The sequence below is a fragment of the Lysinibacillus sp. EB106-09-02-XG168 genome, assembly GCF_058791475.1.
Window position 1 is genome coordinate 1,031,139 of the sequence record NZ_JBYTDN010000003.1, and the last position, 18,012, is coordinate 1,049,150.

Here is an 18,012-nt window from a genome sequence, read left to right on the forward strand (position 1 = left end):
AGGTAAATGAAGAAAAAAAGTTATTTTCTGCTCACTTTACTATTGACACTAGTTTTAGCACTAGCAGCATGTAGTGGAGGAGGCAAAGAATCTTCAAAAGATGACAAGGATTCTGATAAGAAAACTCGTAGTTTCCCAATGGAAGTAGAAAATGAAGGAGAACCGATTAAAGGTGGTGTGTTACAAGCGGCTTTACCATCTACATCACCGTTCAAAGGTATATTTTTACTGGAATTCTCCTCAGATTCCAATGATTCATCGATTATGAAATTTGCAAGTAACATTCTATTTGACAATGACGGTGACTTTTTACTAACAGATACAGGTCTTGCAAGTCTAAAGGTTGACCCAGATGCAAATAAAGCAACTGTAAAAATTCGTGAAAATGTAAAATGGTCTGATGGAGAGCCATTTACAATTGACGATGTTATTTTCCCTTATGAAATTATCGGTCACCCTGATTATGAAGGTGTTCGTTATGACGATGATTTTAAAAATATTATCGGTGTTGAAGAGTACCATGATAAGAAAGCAGATACAATTTCAGGTTTAAAACGAGTAGATGATCATACATTAGAAATTTCGTTTAAATCAATTTCACCAGCAATTTATAGTGGTGGTGATGGATTAAGGGACTCGGCTGCACCAAAACATCAATTAAAAGATATTCCGGTGAAAGAAATGATCAGCTCTGATGCGGTACGTGTAAATCCAGTAACTCTAGGGGCTTTCAAGTTCGATAAAATTGTTAATGGTGAGTCAGTAAAATTCGTTAAAAATGAATTTTATTGGAAGGGTGAACCTAAACTTGACGGTGTTGTAGTAAAAGTAGTTTCCCCAGAAACATTACCAAAAGCATTAAATTCAGGAACCTACGACATAGCTGTTGGGGGTTTCCCAGGTTCAAAGATTACACAAATTGAAAATTCAAAGAACTTAGCAATCCTATCACGCCCACAATTAGCTTATAACTATTTGAGCTTCAAGCTAGGTAAATTTGATAAAGCAAAAGGAAATAACATAACAGATAAAAATGCAAAATTAAATGATCCAAAATTACGTCAAGCATTAGCCTATGCAATCGATGTAGAAGGCGTTAACGAAAAATTAAGTAATGGTATTCATACACGTGCGACAACGTTAATTCCTCCGGCATTCGCATCATTCCATACAAAAGATATGCCAGGCTTCACGTATGATGCTAAAAAGGCAAAACAATTATTAGATGAAGCAGGCTATAAAGATGTTGATGGCGATGGTATTCGTGAAGACAAAGAGGGTAAACCATTTACAATCAAATTAGGCGCACAAGGTGGTACGGATGTTCTAGAATCTACGATTGAATACTACCGTCAAAACTGGAAAGAGGTAGGCATCAATGTTGAATTGGCCACTGGACGTCTAATGGAGTTTAACTCATTTAGTGATAAGCTTAAAAAAGACGATCCAGAGATTGAAATGTTCTTTGGTGCTTGGGGTACAGGAACAAATCCATCTCCAAAAGGATTATATGGTGAGGGTGCATTATTCAACTACTCACGTTTTGTATCACCTGAATTAACTGCAATTTTAGATGATATTGATTCTAAAGAATCTATAGATATAAATCATCGAAAAGAAGCATTCCGAAAGTTTGAAGAGTATATGTTTGAACAAGCTACAACAATTCCAACTGTAGCAATTACTGAAATCGTTCCTGTTAATAAACGTGTAAAAAACTATAATGTTGACTATGCAAATGAAACTCAATACCATGAAATCGAGTTAACTGCAGATGCTCCATTAAAAAACTAAATAGCACATAAGTGTGAGAGTGTAAAACTGTAGGAAAATTCTTTAACAAGAATTTCCTACAGTTTTTTTACGTTTGTTTCAACTTCTTTCAGCAAATGTTTTCTGTACAGAAAGCCCAGTGTCAGTTACAGGAGTCTCCCACCTCTATAGGTAGTGTAATGAATGCGTATTTAAGTTACTTTTCAATATGTGTCCGCACGATCAAAGGAAACCTAAATATTGTATGTAGGTCTGTTTTAAAGTGTAGGACCGTACATTAACTAAAATGGGCAAGAAAAAGCATACGTTGCGATATCACATTATTGCTTTGGTTAATTACATAATGCGACAATAAAGAGCTATATAGTCAAATCAAAGTCCTTTTCATTCATCAAATTAAAACAGAATCCAGAATTATTAGCTATTTTATGTCGAGAAATTAATTTATTTTTTACAAAAAAATAAGTAGATGTCCGTAACAAATAGTTGAATTAAATTATTTGTCTTCCGTAATAATTCTAGCTTTAAGGCGTTGAAGTGTTAATAGAAAAAATTATTTATTAATAGTTATTAGGGGAAAGATGTAAAAATGGTAAAATATGAAAAAGTTCAGCGTCATAGTTGAGACCCTGTAGCGCAATCGTACATCCTCAGGAAAGCGCTTGATTGGAATGGAAATCAACCATACTTTATGGTATTCAGTTAAAATTCATTTAAAAACCTAAACCGAATAAATGTAGATTTCATGAGGAAAAGTAAAAGGAATAAATGATTATTTGGTATATTGTGATAATAAAAAAGTAGTGCTTTAAACCAATAAAGTGGGAAGTCAACAAAATACTCATTGAAGAAAAATGCAAATTTATTGAGTGAAATTGGAATAGTTGTATGGATTAATTTGTATATAAGAATATAAGAAATGTAAAAATTCACTTGATTAAATATGGTATTTGTAGCTAAAATGATATTACACTTAATTATCAGAATATTATTTCATTTGGAACTTATCTAAAATTTCTTTATAAAGGAGAGATTGATATTCTTTTATTTTGATGATTTTTATATTGAAATGATTTTGAAATAAGTTTATTTGATTTTTTCCGAATATTAAATTAACTCCTCGTGGCAAATGTTTTGGTATCGAAAGCAAAACGTTAGCTACAGACGTCGCTGTGGTATTACCGAAATGACCGCCATCGTGTTTGCACTTATATAGGTCTAAGCACAAAGTCAATTCTGGACGTAGCTATGTAGAGGCATAATTGATTTAATAGGATTTTTAAAAGTAATTTTTATGTAAAAAAAGATATTGCTTAACACGCGGCATCTAACTTACTACATTGCAACAGTAATTAAGTAAAAACTCTTAAAAGGTGTGATATACAATGAGCTTAATGTTAGAAGTGAAAAACCTTAAAACTGGCTTTGATATAGATGGAGAAATATATCATGCAGTAGATGATGTTTCATTTTCGGTTAAATCAGGTCAGATCGTTGGGGTAGTTGGTGAATCTGGCTGTGGGAAAAGTGTAATGTCTCTTTCTATTATGCAACTTCTTCCCAAAGGAATTGGTAAAATCACAGGCGGAGAAATAAAATTTCATGGGAAAAACATAGAAAGCCATTCAATCGACGAGATGAATAAAATTAGGGGAAAAGATATAAGCATGATTTTCCAAGAACCTATGACATCCCTAAACCCAGTTTTTACTATAGGCTCACAAATTGAAGAAATAATGCTTAATCATAGTAAAATTTCTAAGGCTGAGGCTAAAGATAAGGCGATTGGATTATTAAAACAGGTTGGTATTCCAAGAGCTGAAAAAATTATAGATGAATACCCTCATCAATTGTCAGGCGGTATGAGACAAAGAGTAATGATTGCTATCGCCATTGCTTGTCATCCTAGACTGTTAATAGCAGATGAACCAACTACTGCACTTGATGTAACTGTGCAGGCTCAAATACTAGATTTATTAAAAAATATTCAAGAGAAAAATAACATGTCTATAGTATTAATAACTCACGATTTAGGTGTAGTTGCGGAAATGTGTGATGAAGTAATTATTATGTATGCAGGGAAGATTGTAGAACGGACAAATGTTGATAATTTGTTTCACAATCCCAAACACCCATATACAAAACTCTTGATGGCGTCGATTCCGAGGATAGATATAGAAGTGAATGAGTTAACTACTATTAAAGGTATAGTACCTTCTTTAAAAAATATGCCTCAATTAGGCTGCCGTTTTGTTGATAGATGCCCGTCGGCTATGCCTGAATGTAGCAAAGTTACGCCGCAACTTGCCTTCGTAGGTGACAATCATGAAGTTTCTTGTTTACTTTTTGAAGGCTGTAATTCTAGAAAGGGTGTGAGCTGACAACATGGAGCAAACAACAATGATACAAAATAACGAAAATTTATTGGAGTTAATTGATTTAAAAACTTATTACCCTATTAAAGGTGGATTTTTCAAACATACGGTTGGCTATGTTAAAGCTGTTGATAATATTTCTTTTTCCATAAAAAGCGGTGAAACATTAGGATTAGTCGGGGAATCGGGTTGTGGAAAATCTACAACAGGTCGCACTATTTTAAGATTGTTAGATTCAACGGATGGAAAAATCATTTTTAATGGCCAGGATATTACAAAATTACATGGGAAATCATTAAGGGAAATAAGGAAAGATATCCAAATGGTATTTCAAGATCCCTATGCATCGTTAAACCCGATGCAAATGGTAGGTAGTATCATAGCTGAACCGATCATGAATTTCCATAAAAAATCACTGAAATCTTTAAAAAATGAAGTAATGGAGCTCTTACAAAAAGTAGGTTTACCAGCAGATGCTTATTATAAGTATGCACATGAATTTTCAGGTGGTCAGCGTCAACGGATTGGTATTGCGAGAGCACTTGCGCTTAGGCCGAAACTAATTATAGCAGATGAACCAGTTTCAGCCTTAGACGTATCTGTACAATCGCAGGTTCTGAATCTACTAAAAGAGTTACAAGATGAGTTTGACTTAACATTTTTATTTATTGCTCATGATTTAAGTGTTGTAAAACATATGAGTGATCGAATCGGTGTTATGTATTTAGGAAATATTGTGGAGATTGCAGATAAGGAACATATTTACGAGGAACCACTGCACCCTTATACACAGGCATTAATCTCCGCAATACCGGTACCTGATCCAAGGAAAAAGAGTAGCCGTATAGTATTAGAAGGGGATATCCCTAGTCCGGCTAATCCTCCAAAGGGGTGTCCTTTCCATCCACGGTGTCCGAAGGCAATGACAGAGTGTTCATTATCAAAACCAACTTTAAAGGAGGTGAAGCAGGGGCATAGAGTTGCGTGCCATTTATATTAAAAAATAACAAGAGAATAGTGTAATAATTATCTTCAAAATAAAATTCACGGGGGGACAAAGAATGAAAAAATCAGCATTATTGGCTTTCATGCTAATGCTAGTTATGGCTTTGTTTTTAACAGCATGTAATAACGACAACTCGACAACTGACAAAGAAAAGGAAAAAGGCAAGGATGATTCCACAAAGACTAGTGAAACAGCGAAAAGTGGAGTTGTAACTTTCGGTACTGACCAAGCGCCTGAGGGTGTTTATGATCCAGCCTATTCAGGTAGTATTGTAGATAGTTATATTCAAGATTTTACAATGGAAGGTATCTATACTGTAAATGATGAATTGGAATATGTTCCCAATTTAGCAAAGTGGGAAATTAGTGAGGACAAATTAACTTATACGTTTACATTTGAGAAGGGTGTAAAATGGCATAATGGTGAAGAGTTAACAGTTGATGACTGGGTATTTGCATTAGAAACAATAGCACATCCAGATTACGATGGCCCTCGTTTCAATTATGTTGAAGGTATTAAAGGAGCAAAAGCAAAAAAACTGGGGAAAGCTGAAACAATCGAAGGTATTAAGGTTGTTGATCCATATACAGTGAAAATTACTTTTGAGGAAGTAGAAGTTAATAACCTAGAAAAGCTTTGGTCTAATCCAATGCCAAAGAAACATTATGAAGGTATCGCGATTAAAGACTTAGCTGAATCTAAACAGGTTCGTGAAACTCCTGTTGGTTTAGGAGCATTTAAAGTGAAAAAGGTTGTAGCAGGCGAGTATTCTGAATTAGAGCGTTTTGATGATTACTGGAAGGGCAAACCGCAGCTTGACGGTATAATTGTAAAAACAATTGACCCATCATTAACAGCTGGTGCGTTCCAAAACGGAGAAATTGACATCATGGATATTAAACCACAAGCAGTAAAAGAATTGTCAGCATTAGATAATGTGCGTATTGAAGAAACGAATGGTGTAAGTTATTCATATATTGGTCTTCGTTTTGGTCATCGTGATAAAGCTACTCTTACAAATGTAGCTGATTTTGATAAGTTTAAATCAAAAGAATTGCGTCAAGCACTATTATACGCAATTAACCGTCCAGCAATGATCGATGCTTTCTTAGAAGGAAAAGCTGAAGTTGCAAATACTGTGATTCCTCGTACTTTTTGGACTGCTGCTGAGGAGTCAGAATTAAATCAATATGAATACAATCCAGAAAAGGCTAAAGAGCTTCTTAAGGCTGCAGGCTATGTAGATAAAGATGGCGATGGTTTTGTAGAAGATCCGAGTGGTAAGCCATTTAAAATTTCATTTGGCCACTATGCAGGTCCTGCTGCATTTGAGGGACGCTCTCAAGCAATTATTCAAGCTTGGAATGATGTCGGAGTGAAAACAGAACAAGCAACTGGTACTTTAATTGAGTTTAACTTATATAATGATATGAAAGATAATGATGATGATGCATTAGAAGCATTCTTCGGCTCTTGGAGTACTGGCGCTGACCCTGATCCATCTGGTTTATGGGGGAATGATGCTGAATGGAACTATGGTCGCTACATCGATGCTAAGAACCAAAAATTCATAAAACAAGCCTTAGGTAAAGAAGCATTTGATAAAGAAAAACGTAAAGCAATTTATGTGGAATGGCAAAAATACTTTAATGAAGAATTACCAGCCCTTCCATTATGGGAAAACAGAGATTTATATGCCATAAATAATCGACTACAAGGTGTTCATGTAAACGCTGTTAGTTTCCAAACAGATGTTTACAAATGGCACATTAAGGAATAAATTGTAAACTAACTAAACCTACTAACTAGGTCCACTTCATGTATTGGGCCTAGTTAGTAAATTTCTAGATAAGGAGACGTCATATGCTTCAATACACACTTAGAAGATTACTTGGCATGATCCCATTGCTACTCCTTATTTCGTTGGTGGTGTTCTTTTTAGCAAAAATGATGCCAGGAGATCCGTTTGCTGGTGAAATTGATCCGTCTAATACGAATCCACAATACATCGAAGAAATGAGAGAAAAATTAGGCTATAATGATCCGATTATCATGCAATATGGTAGATGGATTGCTAATTTTGCACAAGGGGATTTCGGAAAATCTACTGTTTATAAAAAACCAGCATCAGAGATTATTGCTCAGCGAATACCTAATACAATATTTTTAGCATTAACATCATTAATTTTCACGTACATTTTTGCGTTTCTTATGGGAATGTATGCGGGAAGAAAACCCTATACACTTGGGGATAATTTAATTGCGACTTATAATTATTTAGCTCTAGCAATTCCATCATTTGTAGCAGGAATTGTTGCTATATACTTTTTCTCCTTTAAACTAGGATGGTTCCCTTTCAATGGATCTGTAGGTGTAGGCATGCAAGCAGGAAATTTGGAATATTACCTGAGTAGGCTCCATCATGTATTATTACCAGCACTTATATTAGGATTAATGGGAACAGCGTCCTATACACAATTTTTACGAAATGACATTATTGAAAATAGTAGAAAAGATTTTGTTAGAACTGCAAGAGCAAAAGGAACTAAGGAATCAAAAATTTATAAAAAACATATTTTACGCAATTCGATCATTCCAATTATTACGTTTCTTGGTTTTGATATCGCAACATTGATCAGTGGTGCGGTAATAACAGAAACAATCTTTACTTATCCGGGGATAGGTGCACTCTTCTTAGAATCAGTTGGAAGAAGAGATTACGCAGTGATGATGTCGATAACTATGTTACTTTCGTTTTTAACACTTTTTGGAAATTTGGTAGCGGATATATTATATGGTGTGGTAGATCCGCGTATTAGACTAGATTAAGGAGGGGGTATTATGACATTGGTAACTGATCAAGAAGTTATAACTCCAAAAACACCGAAAAAAAGCCCCTCGCCATGGGTGATCGCGAGACGGAAGTTCTTTAAAAATAAATTAGCGATGATTAGTCTTATCTTTTTACTAATAGTTATCATTCTATCGTTTTTAGCTCCATACATTACAACAAAAGATATTGTACGTGTCGACTTTATGAAAATTAGTCTACCTCCATCAAGTGAGCATTGGTTAGGAACGGATACCAACGGACGTGATGTTTTTACTAGAATGCTCTACGCTGGAAGATCATCTTTAACAGTTGGATTAGGCTGTATGATTTTTATTGTAGTAATTGGAACTATTGTTGGCTCGATTTCAGGGTATTTTGGGGGGAAAATAGATCAAATGTTAATGCGATTTACTGATTTCGTATTAATGTTTCCATTTTTAGTATTCGTTATTGTTATAAATACAATCCTTTCAGGAAAAGTATCTGGTCTATGGACATTAATAATTGTCATTTCGATTTTAAGCTGGGGAGGTGTTGCAAGGATAGTGCGTAGTAGGGTGCTAGCTGAAAAGGAAAATGAATATATATTAGCAGCGCAATCAATTGGTTGTAAACCTTCAAAAATAATCATTAAGCACTTATTGCCAAACGTAGCCTCGACGATTATTGTACAAGCAACATTATTAATGGCCGTAACTATAGTTGCTGAATCCAGTTTAAGCTTTTTAGGATTTGGTGTACCAGCTGATACTCCGAGCTGGGGCAATATGTTATTTGAGGCTAGAAACTCAGAAGTACTGAAGGATAAGCTGTGGATGTGGGTACCACCTGCAACAGCCATTTCATTAGTTATTTTGTCAATCAACTTTATTGGAGAAGGATTAAAGGATGCATTAAATCCAAAATCAAAAAGGTAATTGGGCCACTTAGCGCAAGAAAATAGCACACCAATATTTTATGCGCTATATTCTTCATCGCATGTTAAATGTGAAAAAAGAGGATCCCAAAACATTTGGTAATCTGTTTTATAAATGCATAAGAGATATCGATTCCTGACAGCCAAATAAACAAATGTCTGGCCATATCAGGATGCGAGAGTTGAGTATTAATTAAAGATATTTTTCACAGGAAAAAATTTTCTGTATATTCTAAAAGAAATAACTCGAAAATTAACTTCCTTTTTATTACAATTAAGTTATAGTTTTGAAGGAGGTAAATTGGTAAATGGAAAGAGAAATTTTTGATTTAGATTTAAAAGTATCAGAAGTAAGCCCACAGATATCGCATCCAGAACAAGAACTACCAAGTTCTAAAGATGCTAACGCTAACCTTTCTTTTAAGCCACCTTGTCCGATAAGACCATAACTATAAACGCGGTGAAAAGTACTTTCTTTTCGCCGCTTTATATTTTTGCTAAATCTGAAATTTTAATAGAATAGGGAGGTTAAATTATGAAAAAAGACTGGAATATATTAGATTTAAGTGTTGTGAGAACCCCATTATTCCCACTTTCATTTTATATGAGTAAATTATCTTTAGAAACAAATCCAGAAAATATTATACATTTAGTTCTGAATAATCAAGTTATTAAAGAAGCAATACATTTTGCTAATCCAAATCTATTAAATGAAATAGAAAAATATAACAATAAAAGTGATAAGAAAAAAAGAAATATTATAACCTCTTTATATAAATACCTTGCAAGAATTTCTACAAAATCAACTCCTTTTGGACTTTTTTCAGGAGTTCAAGAAGTTGCCCAAAAAAATACTTCATATACCTCTATAAATAATCAAACAGAAAAAAAAAATAATAAATATATAAGAGTAGATTCAATGTGGTTACTAGGTGTAATAGAAAAAATAGAAGTTCAGGAACAATTGTGGGATTTTATAAATGTTAAATTTGTGGATATGTATTTAATTGAGGGAGATAGGATGTTTTTCCCGTACAAAACGATGTACGGACAATTTGATAGGTATAAGGAGCAAGGTGAAAAAAATGGTTTTTCCATTCGGAATAACGAGCTAATTCATAAAATAAGGTTAATTGCAACTGACTTTATCCCACTTTCTGTTTTGTTATATAAGCTAAAAGATATTTATACGGATATTAATGTGACTGAAATTAAATCCTATTTGAAACAATTAATATCCCATGAAATATTACATACAAATTTACGTCCTAATTTAACAAATGCAAATAGTCTAGATGATTTATTATTATTTTTTAAAAGATTTAATTTATCAGATCAGCCAATGTTTCAATTGCTTTATAAAATACAAGAATGTATTTCGGAATATTCTGATTTGGGATTGGGTAAGTTAGAAAGCATTGAGTTATTGAATGAAATAAAGGTGAGAATGGAGGATTTATATAAATGTAAAGATTATTTACATATAGATTTAAAATTTGAAAGGGATTATGAGCTTCCAAGAAACTTTAATGAGGATATAAAAAAAGCAATTGATATACTAAGTCTTTTTTTAATTCATCAAAATCACAATTACAATCAAAGTTTAGATACCTTTAAAAAAGTATTTATTGAAAAGTATGGGTACAATACAGAAATAAATTTAGTTGAATTACTATATTCTCTTGAATTTACTGATTATACGACAAAGAATATAACGATGAGAACTTCAGATGAGGTAGAGGATCATACCATTTATAATTATATGGAAAGCTTAATCACTAATGCTCTATTTCAGGGACTTGAAGAATTGGAGATTACTGATAACGAAATAATAAAGTTTAAACAGTATCAAAAGATAGACTTCTCCTATGTATATGAGTCATTTGATATGCTATTCTCAATAGTCAAAAATAATAATCATGTTTATTTGACAGTTAATAATGATAATTTTTCTGAGAATGCAGGGCAAATAATCGGAAGATTTTTCCCTTTGTTAAGTGATAATTATACAAAGGAAATGGAAATATTAAATGATTTTGAAAAGAATATTTATGGAGATAATTATGAGATAGCTGAAGTTGGTTGTCAAAGTGTTTACGGAAGAGCTTCTAATATACGTTCAACTATAAATCCTAGGGATCATGAATTACCTATTCTTTCAGGTTTCTCTAAATTAAAAAATAATATTAAAATTGGTTCGATTCTTTCTGGAATTAATGATTATGGAGAATTATATTTGAAAAATTCTGATACAAATAACTTTATCGTTCCTAAAACAACAAATATGTTAAATGGCGTAAATTATTTTCCTAAGATATATAAATTTTTATTAGACGTAGGAAAAGAGGGGGAGATTCCTTTTCAAACTTTCTTTCCGATTTTTTATAATAAATTTGTATTTACACCTAGAATCAGGTATAAAAATATTGTTTTGTCTAAAAAACAATGGAGAATAGATATGTATATTCTGCAGTTAGAGAAGCAGTTCAAATATGAGGATTGGGAATATGCAATTTCTAAATGGAGAGAAACGTACAAAGTTCCAAGAATAGTTGAAATGAAAAATTTAGATTCAACAATTTATTTTAATTTAGATAATTCATTGCATTTGAAAATTTTAAGAAAAGAATTTTCTAAATTAAATAAGCTTATTTTTACTGAAGTAGACTATGGAATTGATATTAACACTATTAACGACAATCAATTTAAAGAAGAATTAACAGTATCTGTATTGAATAAAAGGAGTATTAAAAAGAAATTTAGTACACTGCATAATAATCCGGAAATTAAGAGGAAGATCATTCCTGGTGATGATTGGATTTATTATAAACTTTATATTAAAGAAGATTATCAAGATGAGCTATTAATAAAGTCTATATTACCATCTATGAATAAATTATTGAAAGAAAATAAGATATATTCTTATTTCTATGTAAGATATATGGATTCTCGTCCTCATATTAGGCTGAGAATAAAAGTAGACTCAACAAATTTTAATTTTGTATTTTCATTTATGTATGATTGGATAAAAAAATATATTGAAGAGAATTTTATTGATAGTTTAAGTATTGATACGTATTATCCAGAATATATGAGATATGGTGGACATCGATTGGAAGAACAATTTCATGAAGTATTTTTTGCAGACAGCCAATATTGTGTAGAGTTATTAAATCTAAACAATAAAATTGGGGACCCTATTGAGAAAATAATTTTTTATTCGGTAAAGTGTTTATTACAGGATGTTGGTTTCGAAAAAGATCAGCAAATTAAACTTCTAAATCGATATTTATACCTACATAGGTTAAATAAAAAAATATTGAAATTGAATTCCAAAGATAATATTTTAGAAAATTCAAGGATAGATGATTCTAGTTTCGAAGCTGAAGAGGTTTCGAAATTTAGAGCATGTGTGCTTAAACAATTCTCTAAAGAGTTAGAAATTGCTCAATTGGAGGGATTTAACATAAATGATGTTGTCCTTTCAGTAATTCATATGAATGTAAATAGATTAATGATTGTAGATAAAGAAAAAGAAAATCAACTAATGTATAGTTTATTAAAATTTCTTGAGAAAAATTAAAAAACCTTTAAGTGTTTTGTGATCTTCCAACATCATAATACATTTTTTCATAATCTTTATTATTTGGGGGTAAAACCAATGCATACTGCTTCTTTAGAGCTTCAAAACCAATGTTCAATACTTTTTGAAGAACATTTGAAAAACTTTGCTAACAATACTTTGAAAACAAATTTTGAAGATAAAAGTATTCACACCCTTAGTGATGGGATTCCGGGACTTTGTATTTTTTATGCAAGTTTAGATAAGTTGTATCCGAAAAATAATTGGGACTATTATGCACATAGGCATTTAGAAATATTAAATAAAAAAATAGACTTTAATAGTATAGATGTATCACTTTACAGTGGAATAAGTGGAATTGGGGCATCGGTTTTATCTTTAGCAAAAGAAGGTAGATACGAACAATACTTAAAATCATTAAATGAAGTTTTAGAAAATCGAATTAGAAAATTACTAAATGAATTCACTTCAGAAAATGACGTCTCAACATATGATGTATTTTCTGGAATAACAGGTGTAGTTAGATATATGCTATTTTTTAAAGAAAATAATAATATGAATCAGTTAATAAATGAACTAGTTAGTAAGATAATATTATTTGCAGAATATGAAATGGATAGACTTTCTAGTGATAATAAAAATGGTTCTGTTAACTTGGGAACCGCGCATGGTTTATCAGGAATCTTATCAATTTTATCAATAGTTAAACTAGAAAAATTTGAAGTTGAAAATTTGAATCAAACTATAGTTAATCTAGTAGCATTTTTTGAAAAAAATACATTCAAAATCTTAGGTGTACTTACTTTCCCTGAACGCTTACCTTTTATAAATACACCTAGACATAAAAAATATATTAATTCCTCTTGGTGTTACGGACTAACGGGGATTACTAGATCAATGATTTTAGCATCTAAGGCAATAGATGATATATTATTTGAAGAAAAATATGTTAATAATTACAACATGTTCCTCAACTCTTTAAATTTAGAGAAAGGAAAGGTTTCTACCGTATTTTGCCACGGTGTTTCAGGGATAATTTATGAAACCTTCTTGATATATAAAGAATCTGGAAATATCAAATTTATTGAACACATTATAAAGTTACTAACTATATTACATGGCAATTCAGATTTTAATAATTTTAATTCATTTCCGGATCGCTCGTTAGAAGAAAACTACATTGAATACAAGGAGGGGATTGTAGACGGAACTTTAAGTGTATATTTAGTAATAGTAGCTATTTTGCTAAATGAAAGGGAAAAGATGGATTGGATTTTTTTGAAAAGTTAATTTTAATAATTAATACAAGATTGTTATTCATTAAAAGGATGAAAAAGGAGGCCCGAATTTTCGTATAGAGTTAAATCACGCATTCTTAAATTAAAGTATGTATTAAATCCTAAATCAAGAAGGTAATGCTGATTTTAGATAAATAAATCATAAAACATCAAACATAAAAAAATAGAGACACCTCTTAAGGGTGTCCTTATTTTTCATATTCACTGTAAGTAAAATATAGCGTACTGAAGCAATAAAAAAACTCCCATCACAGTGTGCTTACTGTTGATAGGAGTTAAGGTTATTATCGATCAGCAACCCAAGTTTTCAGAAGATCAGCAGTACCATAAACGTAATGCTGCTCGCCTACTTCATGGTAAGATGCGCTATCGTCAACTTCCGTATGCTTGTACGGAATACGTTGACGGCGTTTTTCTGACATTGGGTCAGGAAGTGGAATTGCTGATAATAATGATTTTGTATACGGATGAACAGGGTGATTGTAAATATCATCTGCTTTACCGATTTCCATAATTTTACCACGGTACATAACAGCGATACGGTCGCTAATATACTTAACCATCGATAAGTCATGGGCAATGAAAAGATATGTTAGACCACGTTCTTTTTGTATTTGCTTTAATAAGTTAACAACTTGCGCTTGAATGGATACATCAAGTGCTGATATCGGTTCATCGGCGATAATAAACTTAGGATCTAAGCTTAGCGCACGAGCAATCCCAATACGTTGACGTTGGCCGCCAGAGAATTCGTGTGCATAACGGTTTGCGTGCTCTTTGTTTAAGCCAACAGCCTCTAACAGCTGATTAACTTTTTCACGACGCTCTTTTTTATCTTTGTAAAGACCGTGAATCGTAAAGCCCTCACTAATAATTTCTCCAGCTGTCATCCGCGGATTTAATGAAGCGTATGGATCTTGGAAAATCATTTGCATTTGACGATTAAATTTCTTTAAATCATTTTTAGATTTTTTCCCTTGGACGTTCTCACCATCGAAAATAATTTCACCATCTGTAATGTCGTACAGGCGGATAATGGAACGACCAGTTGTCGATTTACCACAGCCGGATTCTCCAACAAGACCAAGTGTCTCACCTTCGTATACATCGAAGCTAATACCATCGACAGCTTTAATCGGGTTACCTGCTGAACCGAAATACTGCTTTAAATTTTTAATTTCAAGAATTTTTTTTGTGCCCGATTTAGTCATTTGATTGTGCCTCCTTTGCTAAATATCCCTCAATACGTTTAGCAACCGCATCAGGAAGCGGGATTTTTGGTGCGTCAGGATGCATCAACCAAGTTTTTGCAAAGTGTGTTTCACTTACTTGGAACATCGGTGGTTCTTGCTCATAGTCAATAGCCATTGCGAACTCATTACGAGCGGCAAACGCATCGCCCTTTGGAGGGTTAGTAAGATCTGGTGGTGAACCAGGAATCGTGCGTAGTAGTTCATCAGTATCGTTATCTAAGTCTGGCATTGAACCAAGCAGACCCCATGTATATGGATGCTTAGGATTATAGAAAATATCATTAACAGCACCATATTCGACGATTTGACCCGCATACATAACTGCAACTCGGTCGGCAATGTTTGCAACGACGCCTAAATCGTGAGTAATGAAAATGATAGATGTTTTCGAATTTTTTTGGATTTCTTTCATTAGCTCTAAAATTTGCGCTTGAATTGTAACGTCTAATGCTGTTGTTGGTTCATCGGCAATTAGAAGCTTTGGATCAGCTGCAAGTGCGATGGCAATAACAACACGTTGACGCATACCGCCTGAAAATTCATGCGGATATTGGTTATAACGTTTTTCAGGGTAGGGGATACCTACCTGCGTTAAAAGTTCAATTGCACGTTTTTTAGCCTCATCTTTTGACACTTTTTTATGTTGTAAAATAACTTCAGTTATTTGACGTCCGACCTTCATCGTCGGGTTTAAGCTTGTCATTGGATCTTGGAAAATCATTGCAATTTCATTTCCACGTACTTTTGACATTTCTTTATCACTTAAAGGAACTAAATCACGACCGTTAAATAAAATTTGCCCCGACTCATAAATACCAGGTGGCTGTGGAATTAGTTTCATTAATGCGTTACTGGTAACGCTCTTACCAGAACCGGATTCACCAACGATTGCTAGTGTTTCACCTTCTTTTAAGTCAAAGTTTACACCACGAACAGCATGAACAAGTCCTGCGTACGTTTTAAAGTTTATTTTTAAATCTTTTACTTCTAAAATTGTTTTACTCATTTTCAGCCACCTCCTTATTTACGTAGTTTTGGATCTAATGCATCACGTAAGCCGTCACCAACTGCGTTAAACGCAAAGATTGTTAGTGAAATGAACAATGCAGGGAATATTAAACGCCACGGAGCATTGGCAATCGCTCCATTTCCATCAGAAGCCATTGTTCCCCAAGAGGCTTGTGGAGCAGGAACCCCAAGTCCTAAATAACTAAGAAAAGACTCTGTAAAAATAGCAGATGGCACTGTCAATGTCATGGTTACTAAAATTGCACCAAGTGCATTTGGCACTAAATGTTTGAAAATTAAATGTCCTGTTCTTGCGCCAAGAGTACGAGCTGCTAAAACATACTCTTGATTTTTAATAGATAATACTTCACCACGTACAATACGGGCCATATTGATCCATCCTGTAATGGATAGTGCGATAATCATTGGTATAATACCTTGTTCTAATACTACTAAAAGGACGATTACAACTAATAGGTAAGGAACAGCTGTTAAAACATCGGCAATACGCATCATAATATTGTCAACACGACCGCCTGCTAAACCAGAAATACTTCCCCATAATACGCCAATGATCAAATCGATAATTGCCGCAGCAAACCCGATGAATAAAGAAATACGAGCGCCAGCCCATATTCGAACGAAAATATCTCGACCTAAATCATCTGTACCAAACCAAAATTCTGATGATGGTGGAGCATTAAAAGCACCTAATTGATCACTATAGTGGTATTGTGAAAACATCGGCACAAAGGTAGCCATTAAAACAATAACTATTAAAGCGATTAAACCGAAAATCGCCATTTTATTATGGGAAAAACGGATAAATACTTCCTTCCAAAAGGAGACAGATTTATCAGCTAATTTTTCAGTTGCTTCGTGATTACCGCCAACAATTTTAAATTTATCTTTTTCGATTTGTTGCTGTGTCATTACTTTTTCGCTCCTTTCAGTCTAATTCGCGGATCGATTACACTATATAAAATATCTACGATGAAGACCGCAAATAAAAGAATGATTGAGTAGAATACGGTTGTCCCCATAATAACTGTATAATCACGGTTCGTAATACTTTGCACAAAGTGTTTACCTAATCCAGGAACCGCAAATATTGACTCTACAATGAAGCTACCTGTAACAACAGCAGCTGTTAATGGACCTAAATAAGTAACGACTGGTAAGAGGGCGTTACGTAAAGTATGGCGGTAGACAATTTTCCATTTGCCTATACCTTTGGCACGAGCCATTTTTACGTAATCACTATTATTTTGTTCAAGCATACTTGAACGTATTAGTTTAGCAATAAAGCCCATATGCGATAATGCAATAGCTAAGGCTGGCAATATACTATAAGCAAAGCCTTTCCATCCACTTATCGGGAATAATTGGAGCTTGTATGCAAGGAAATACTGCATAAGTCCAGCTAATATAAAAGATGGAACGGAAATGCCGAGCACCGCAAAGGTCGTTGCCAAATAATCTGGCCACCTATTATGATAAAGCGCAGCAATTACACCGATTAATACACCAAATCCAATTGCTAGCAGCATCGCTTCAATTCCTAAAGTTAACGATACAGGGAAGCCTTCTGCAATCATATCATTTGTAGAACGCGCTTTATATTTCATAGATTCACCGAAATTAAAAGTGGCCGCATCGATTAAATAATCTTTGTACTGAATATACCAAGGGTTATTTAATCCATACGTTTCGTTTAACTTTGCCTCTATTTGAGGAGGTAAATTACGTTCAGATGCAAATGGGTTACCCGGAGCAAGACGCAATAGGAAAAACGTAGCCGTTACGATGACGAAAAGCGCGAGAAGTATATACATCAGCCTTTTCAAAATATATTTAATCACATAAAACTCCTCCTTCTATTTGTCAATTTTCTGACAAATAAGTGCCTTCGTATTTTAAAAAGAGCTGACTCGCGCCGCAGTGGCTACGAGGCAGCTCTCCGCTTA

At 33.5% G+C, this 18,012-nt stretch carries 13 protein-coding genes; 9 read left to right on the top strand and 4 right to left on the bottom strand.

Annotated elements, in window-relative coordinates:
• The first annotated feature begins 6 nt into the window (after positions 1–6).
• The 9 genes from AC3WSO_RS05795 (at position 7) to AC3WSO_RS05835 (ending at position 13,776) form a co-directional block, all read left to right on the top strand.
• On the top strand, positions 7–1,794 hold the full coding sequence (locus tag AC3WSO_RS05795; RefSeq protein WP_492529476.1) for an oligopeptide ABC transporter substrate-binding protein: 1,788 nt from the start codon (positions 7–9) through the stop codon (positions 1,792–1,794).
• A 1,364-nt stretch (positions 1,795–3,158) separates the two neighbouring features.
• On the top strand, positions 3,159–4,154 hold the full coding sequence (locus AC3WSO_RS05800) for an ABC transporter ATP-binding protein (protein WP_492529478.1): 996 nt from the start codon (positions 3,159–3,161) through the stop codon (positions 4,152–4,154).
• 4 nt (positions 4,155–4,158) lie between these two features.
• On the top strand, positions 4,159–5,148 hold the full coding sequence (locus AC3WSO_RS05805; protein WP_492529480.1) for an ABC transporter ATP-binding protein: 990 nt from the start codon (positions 4,159–4,161) through the stop codon (positions 5,146–5,148).
• Positions 5,149–5,209: 61 nt separating this feature from the next.
• Positions 5,210–6,934: an oligopeptide ABC transporter substrate-binding protein gene (gene opp4A / locus AC3WSO_RS05810; RefSeq protein ID WP_492529482.1), complete on the top strand. Its 1,725-nt coding sequence runs from the start codon at positions 5,210–5,212 to the stop codon at positions 6,932–6,934.
• A gap of 83 nt (positions 6,935–7,017) precedes the next feature.
• Positions 7,018–7,983 (top strand): oligopeptide ABC transporter permease, encoded by a 966-nt coding sequence (opp4B, locus tag AC3WSO_RS05815; RefSeq protein ID WP_492529484.1) that lies wholly within the window; start codon positions 7,018–7,020, stop codon positions 7,981–7,983.
• A gap of 12 nt (positions 7,984–7,995) precedes the next feature.
• Entirely contained in the window at positions 7,996–8,904 is a 909-nt protein-coding gene (gene opp4C / locus AC3WSO_RS05820; RefSeq protein ID WP_492529486.1) for an oligopeptide ABC transporter permease, read from the top strand.
• Positions 8,905–9,211: 307 nt separating this feature from the next.
• Positions 9,212–9,352 carry a hypothetical protein gene (locus AC3WSO_RS05825; protein WP_492529488.1) on the top strand — a complete coding sequence of 47 codons (141 nt, stop codon included), beginning with the start codon at positions 9,212–9,214 and terminating at the stop codon, positions 9,350–9,352.
• A gap of 86 nt (positions 9,353–9,438) precedes the next feature.
• Complete coding sequence (locus AC3WSO_RS05830) at positions 9,439–12,486, top strand: lantibiotic dehydratase (protein WP_492529490.1); 3,048 nt, start codon at positions 9,439–9,441, stop codon at positions 12,484–12,486.
• A 78-nt stretch (positions 12,487–12,564) separates the two neighbouring features.
• Positions 12,565–13,776 (top strand): lanthionine synthetase C family protein, encoded by a 1,212-nt coding sequence (locus AC3WSO_RS05835; protein ID WP_492529492.1) that lies wholly within the window; start codon positions 12,565–12,567, stop codon positions 13,774–13,776.
• Positions 13,777–14,068: 292 nt separating this feature from the next.
• On the opposite strand, the gene AC3WSO_RS05840 is transcribed toward AC3WSO_RS05835, so the two are convergent.
• The 4 genes from AC3WSO_RS05840 to AC3WSO_RS05855 are packed head-to-tail and all read right to left on the bottom strand — an operon-like array spanning position 14,069 to position 17,907.
• A complete protein-coding gene (locus AC3WSO_RS05840) occupies positions 14,069–14,995 on the bottom strand; it encodes an ABC transporter ATP-binding protein (protein WP_492529494.1) in 927 nt (308 codons plus the stop codon).
• On the bottom strand, positions 14,988–16,043 hold the full coding sequence (locus AC3WSO_RS05845; protein WP_492529496.1) for an ABC transporter ATP-binding protein: 1,056 nt from the start codon (positions 16,041–16,043) through the stop codon (positions 14,988–14,990). Before AC3WSO_RS05845 ends, AC3WSO_RS05840 begins: the two co-directional genes overlap by 8 nt.
• A gap of 14 nt (positions 16,044–16,057) precedes the next feature.
• Complete coding sequence (locus AC3WSO_RS05850; RefSeq protein WP_492529498.1) at positions 16,058–16,978, bottom strand: ABC transporter permease; 921 nt, start codon at positions 16,976–16,978, stop codon at positions 16,058–16,060.
• A complete protein-coding gene (locus tag AC3WSO_RS05855; protein ID WP_492529500.1) occupies positions 16,978–17,907 on the bottom strand; it encodes an ABC transporter permease in 930 nt (309 codons plus the stop codon). The genes AC3WSO_RS05850 and AC3WSO_RS05855 overlap by 1 nt, the downstream gene beginning before the upstream one ends.
• Positions 17,908–18,012: the final 105 nt, after the last annotated feature.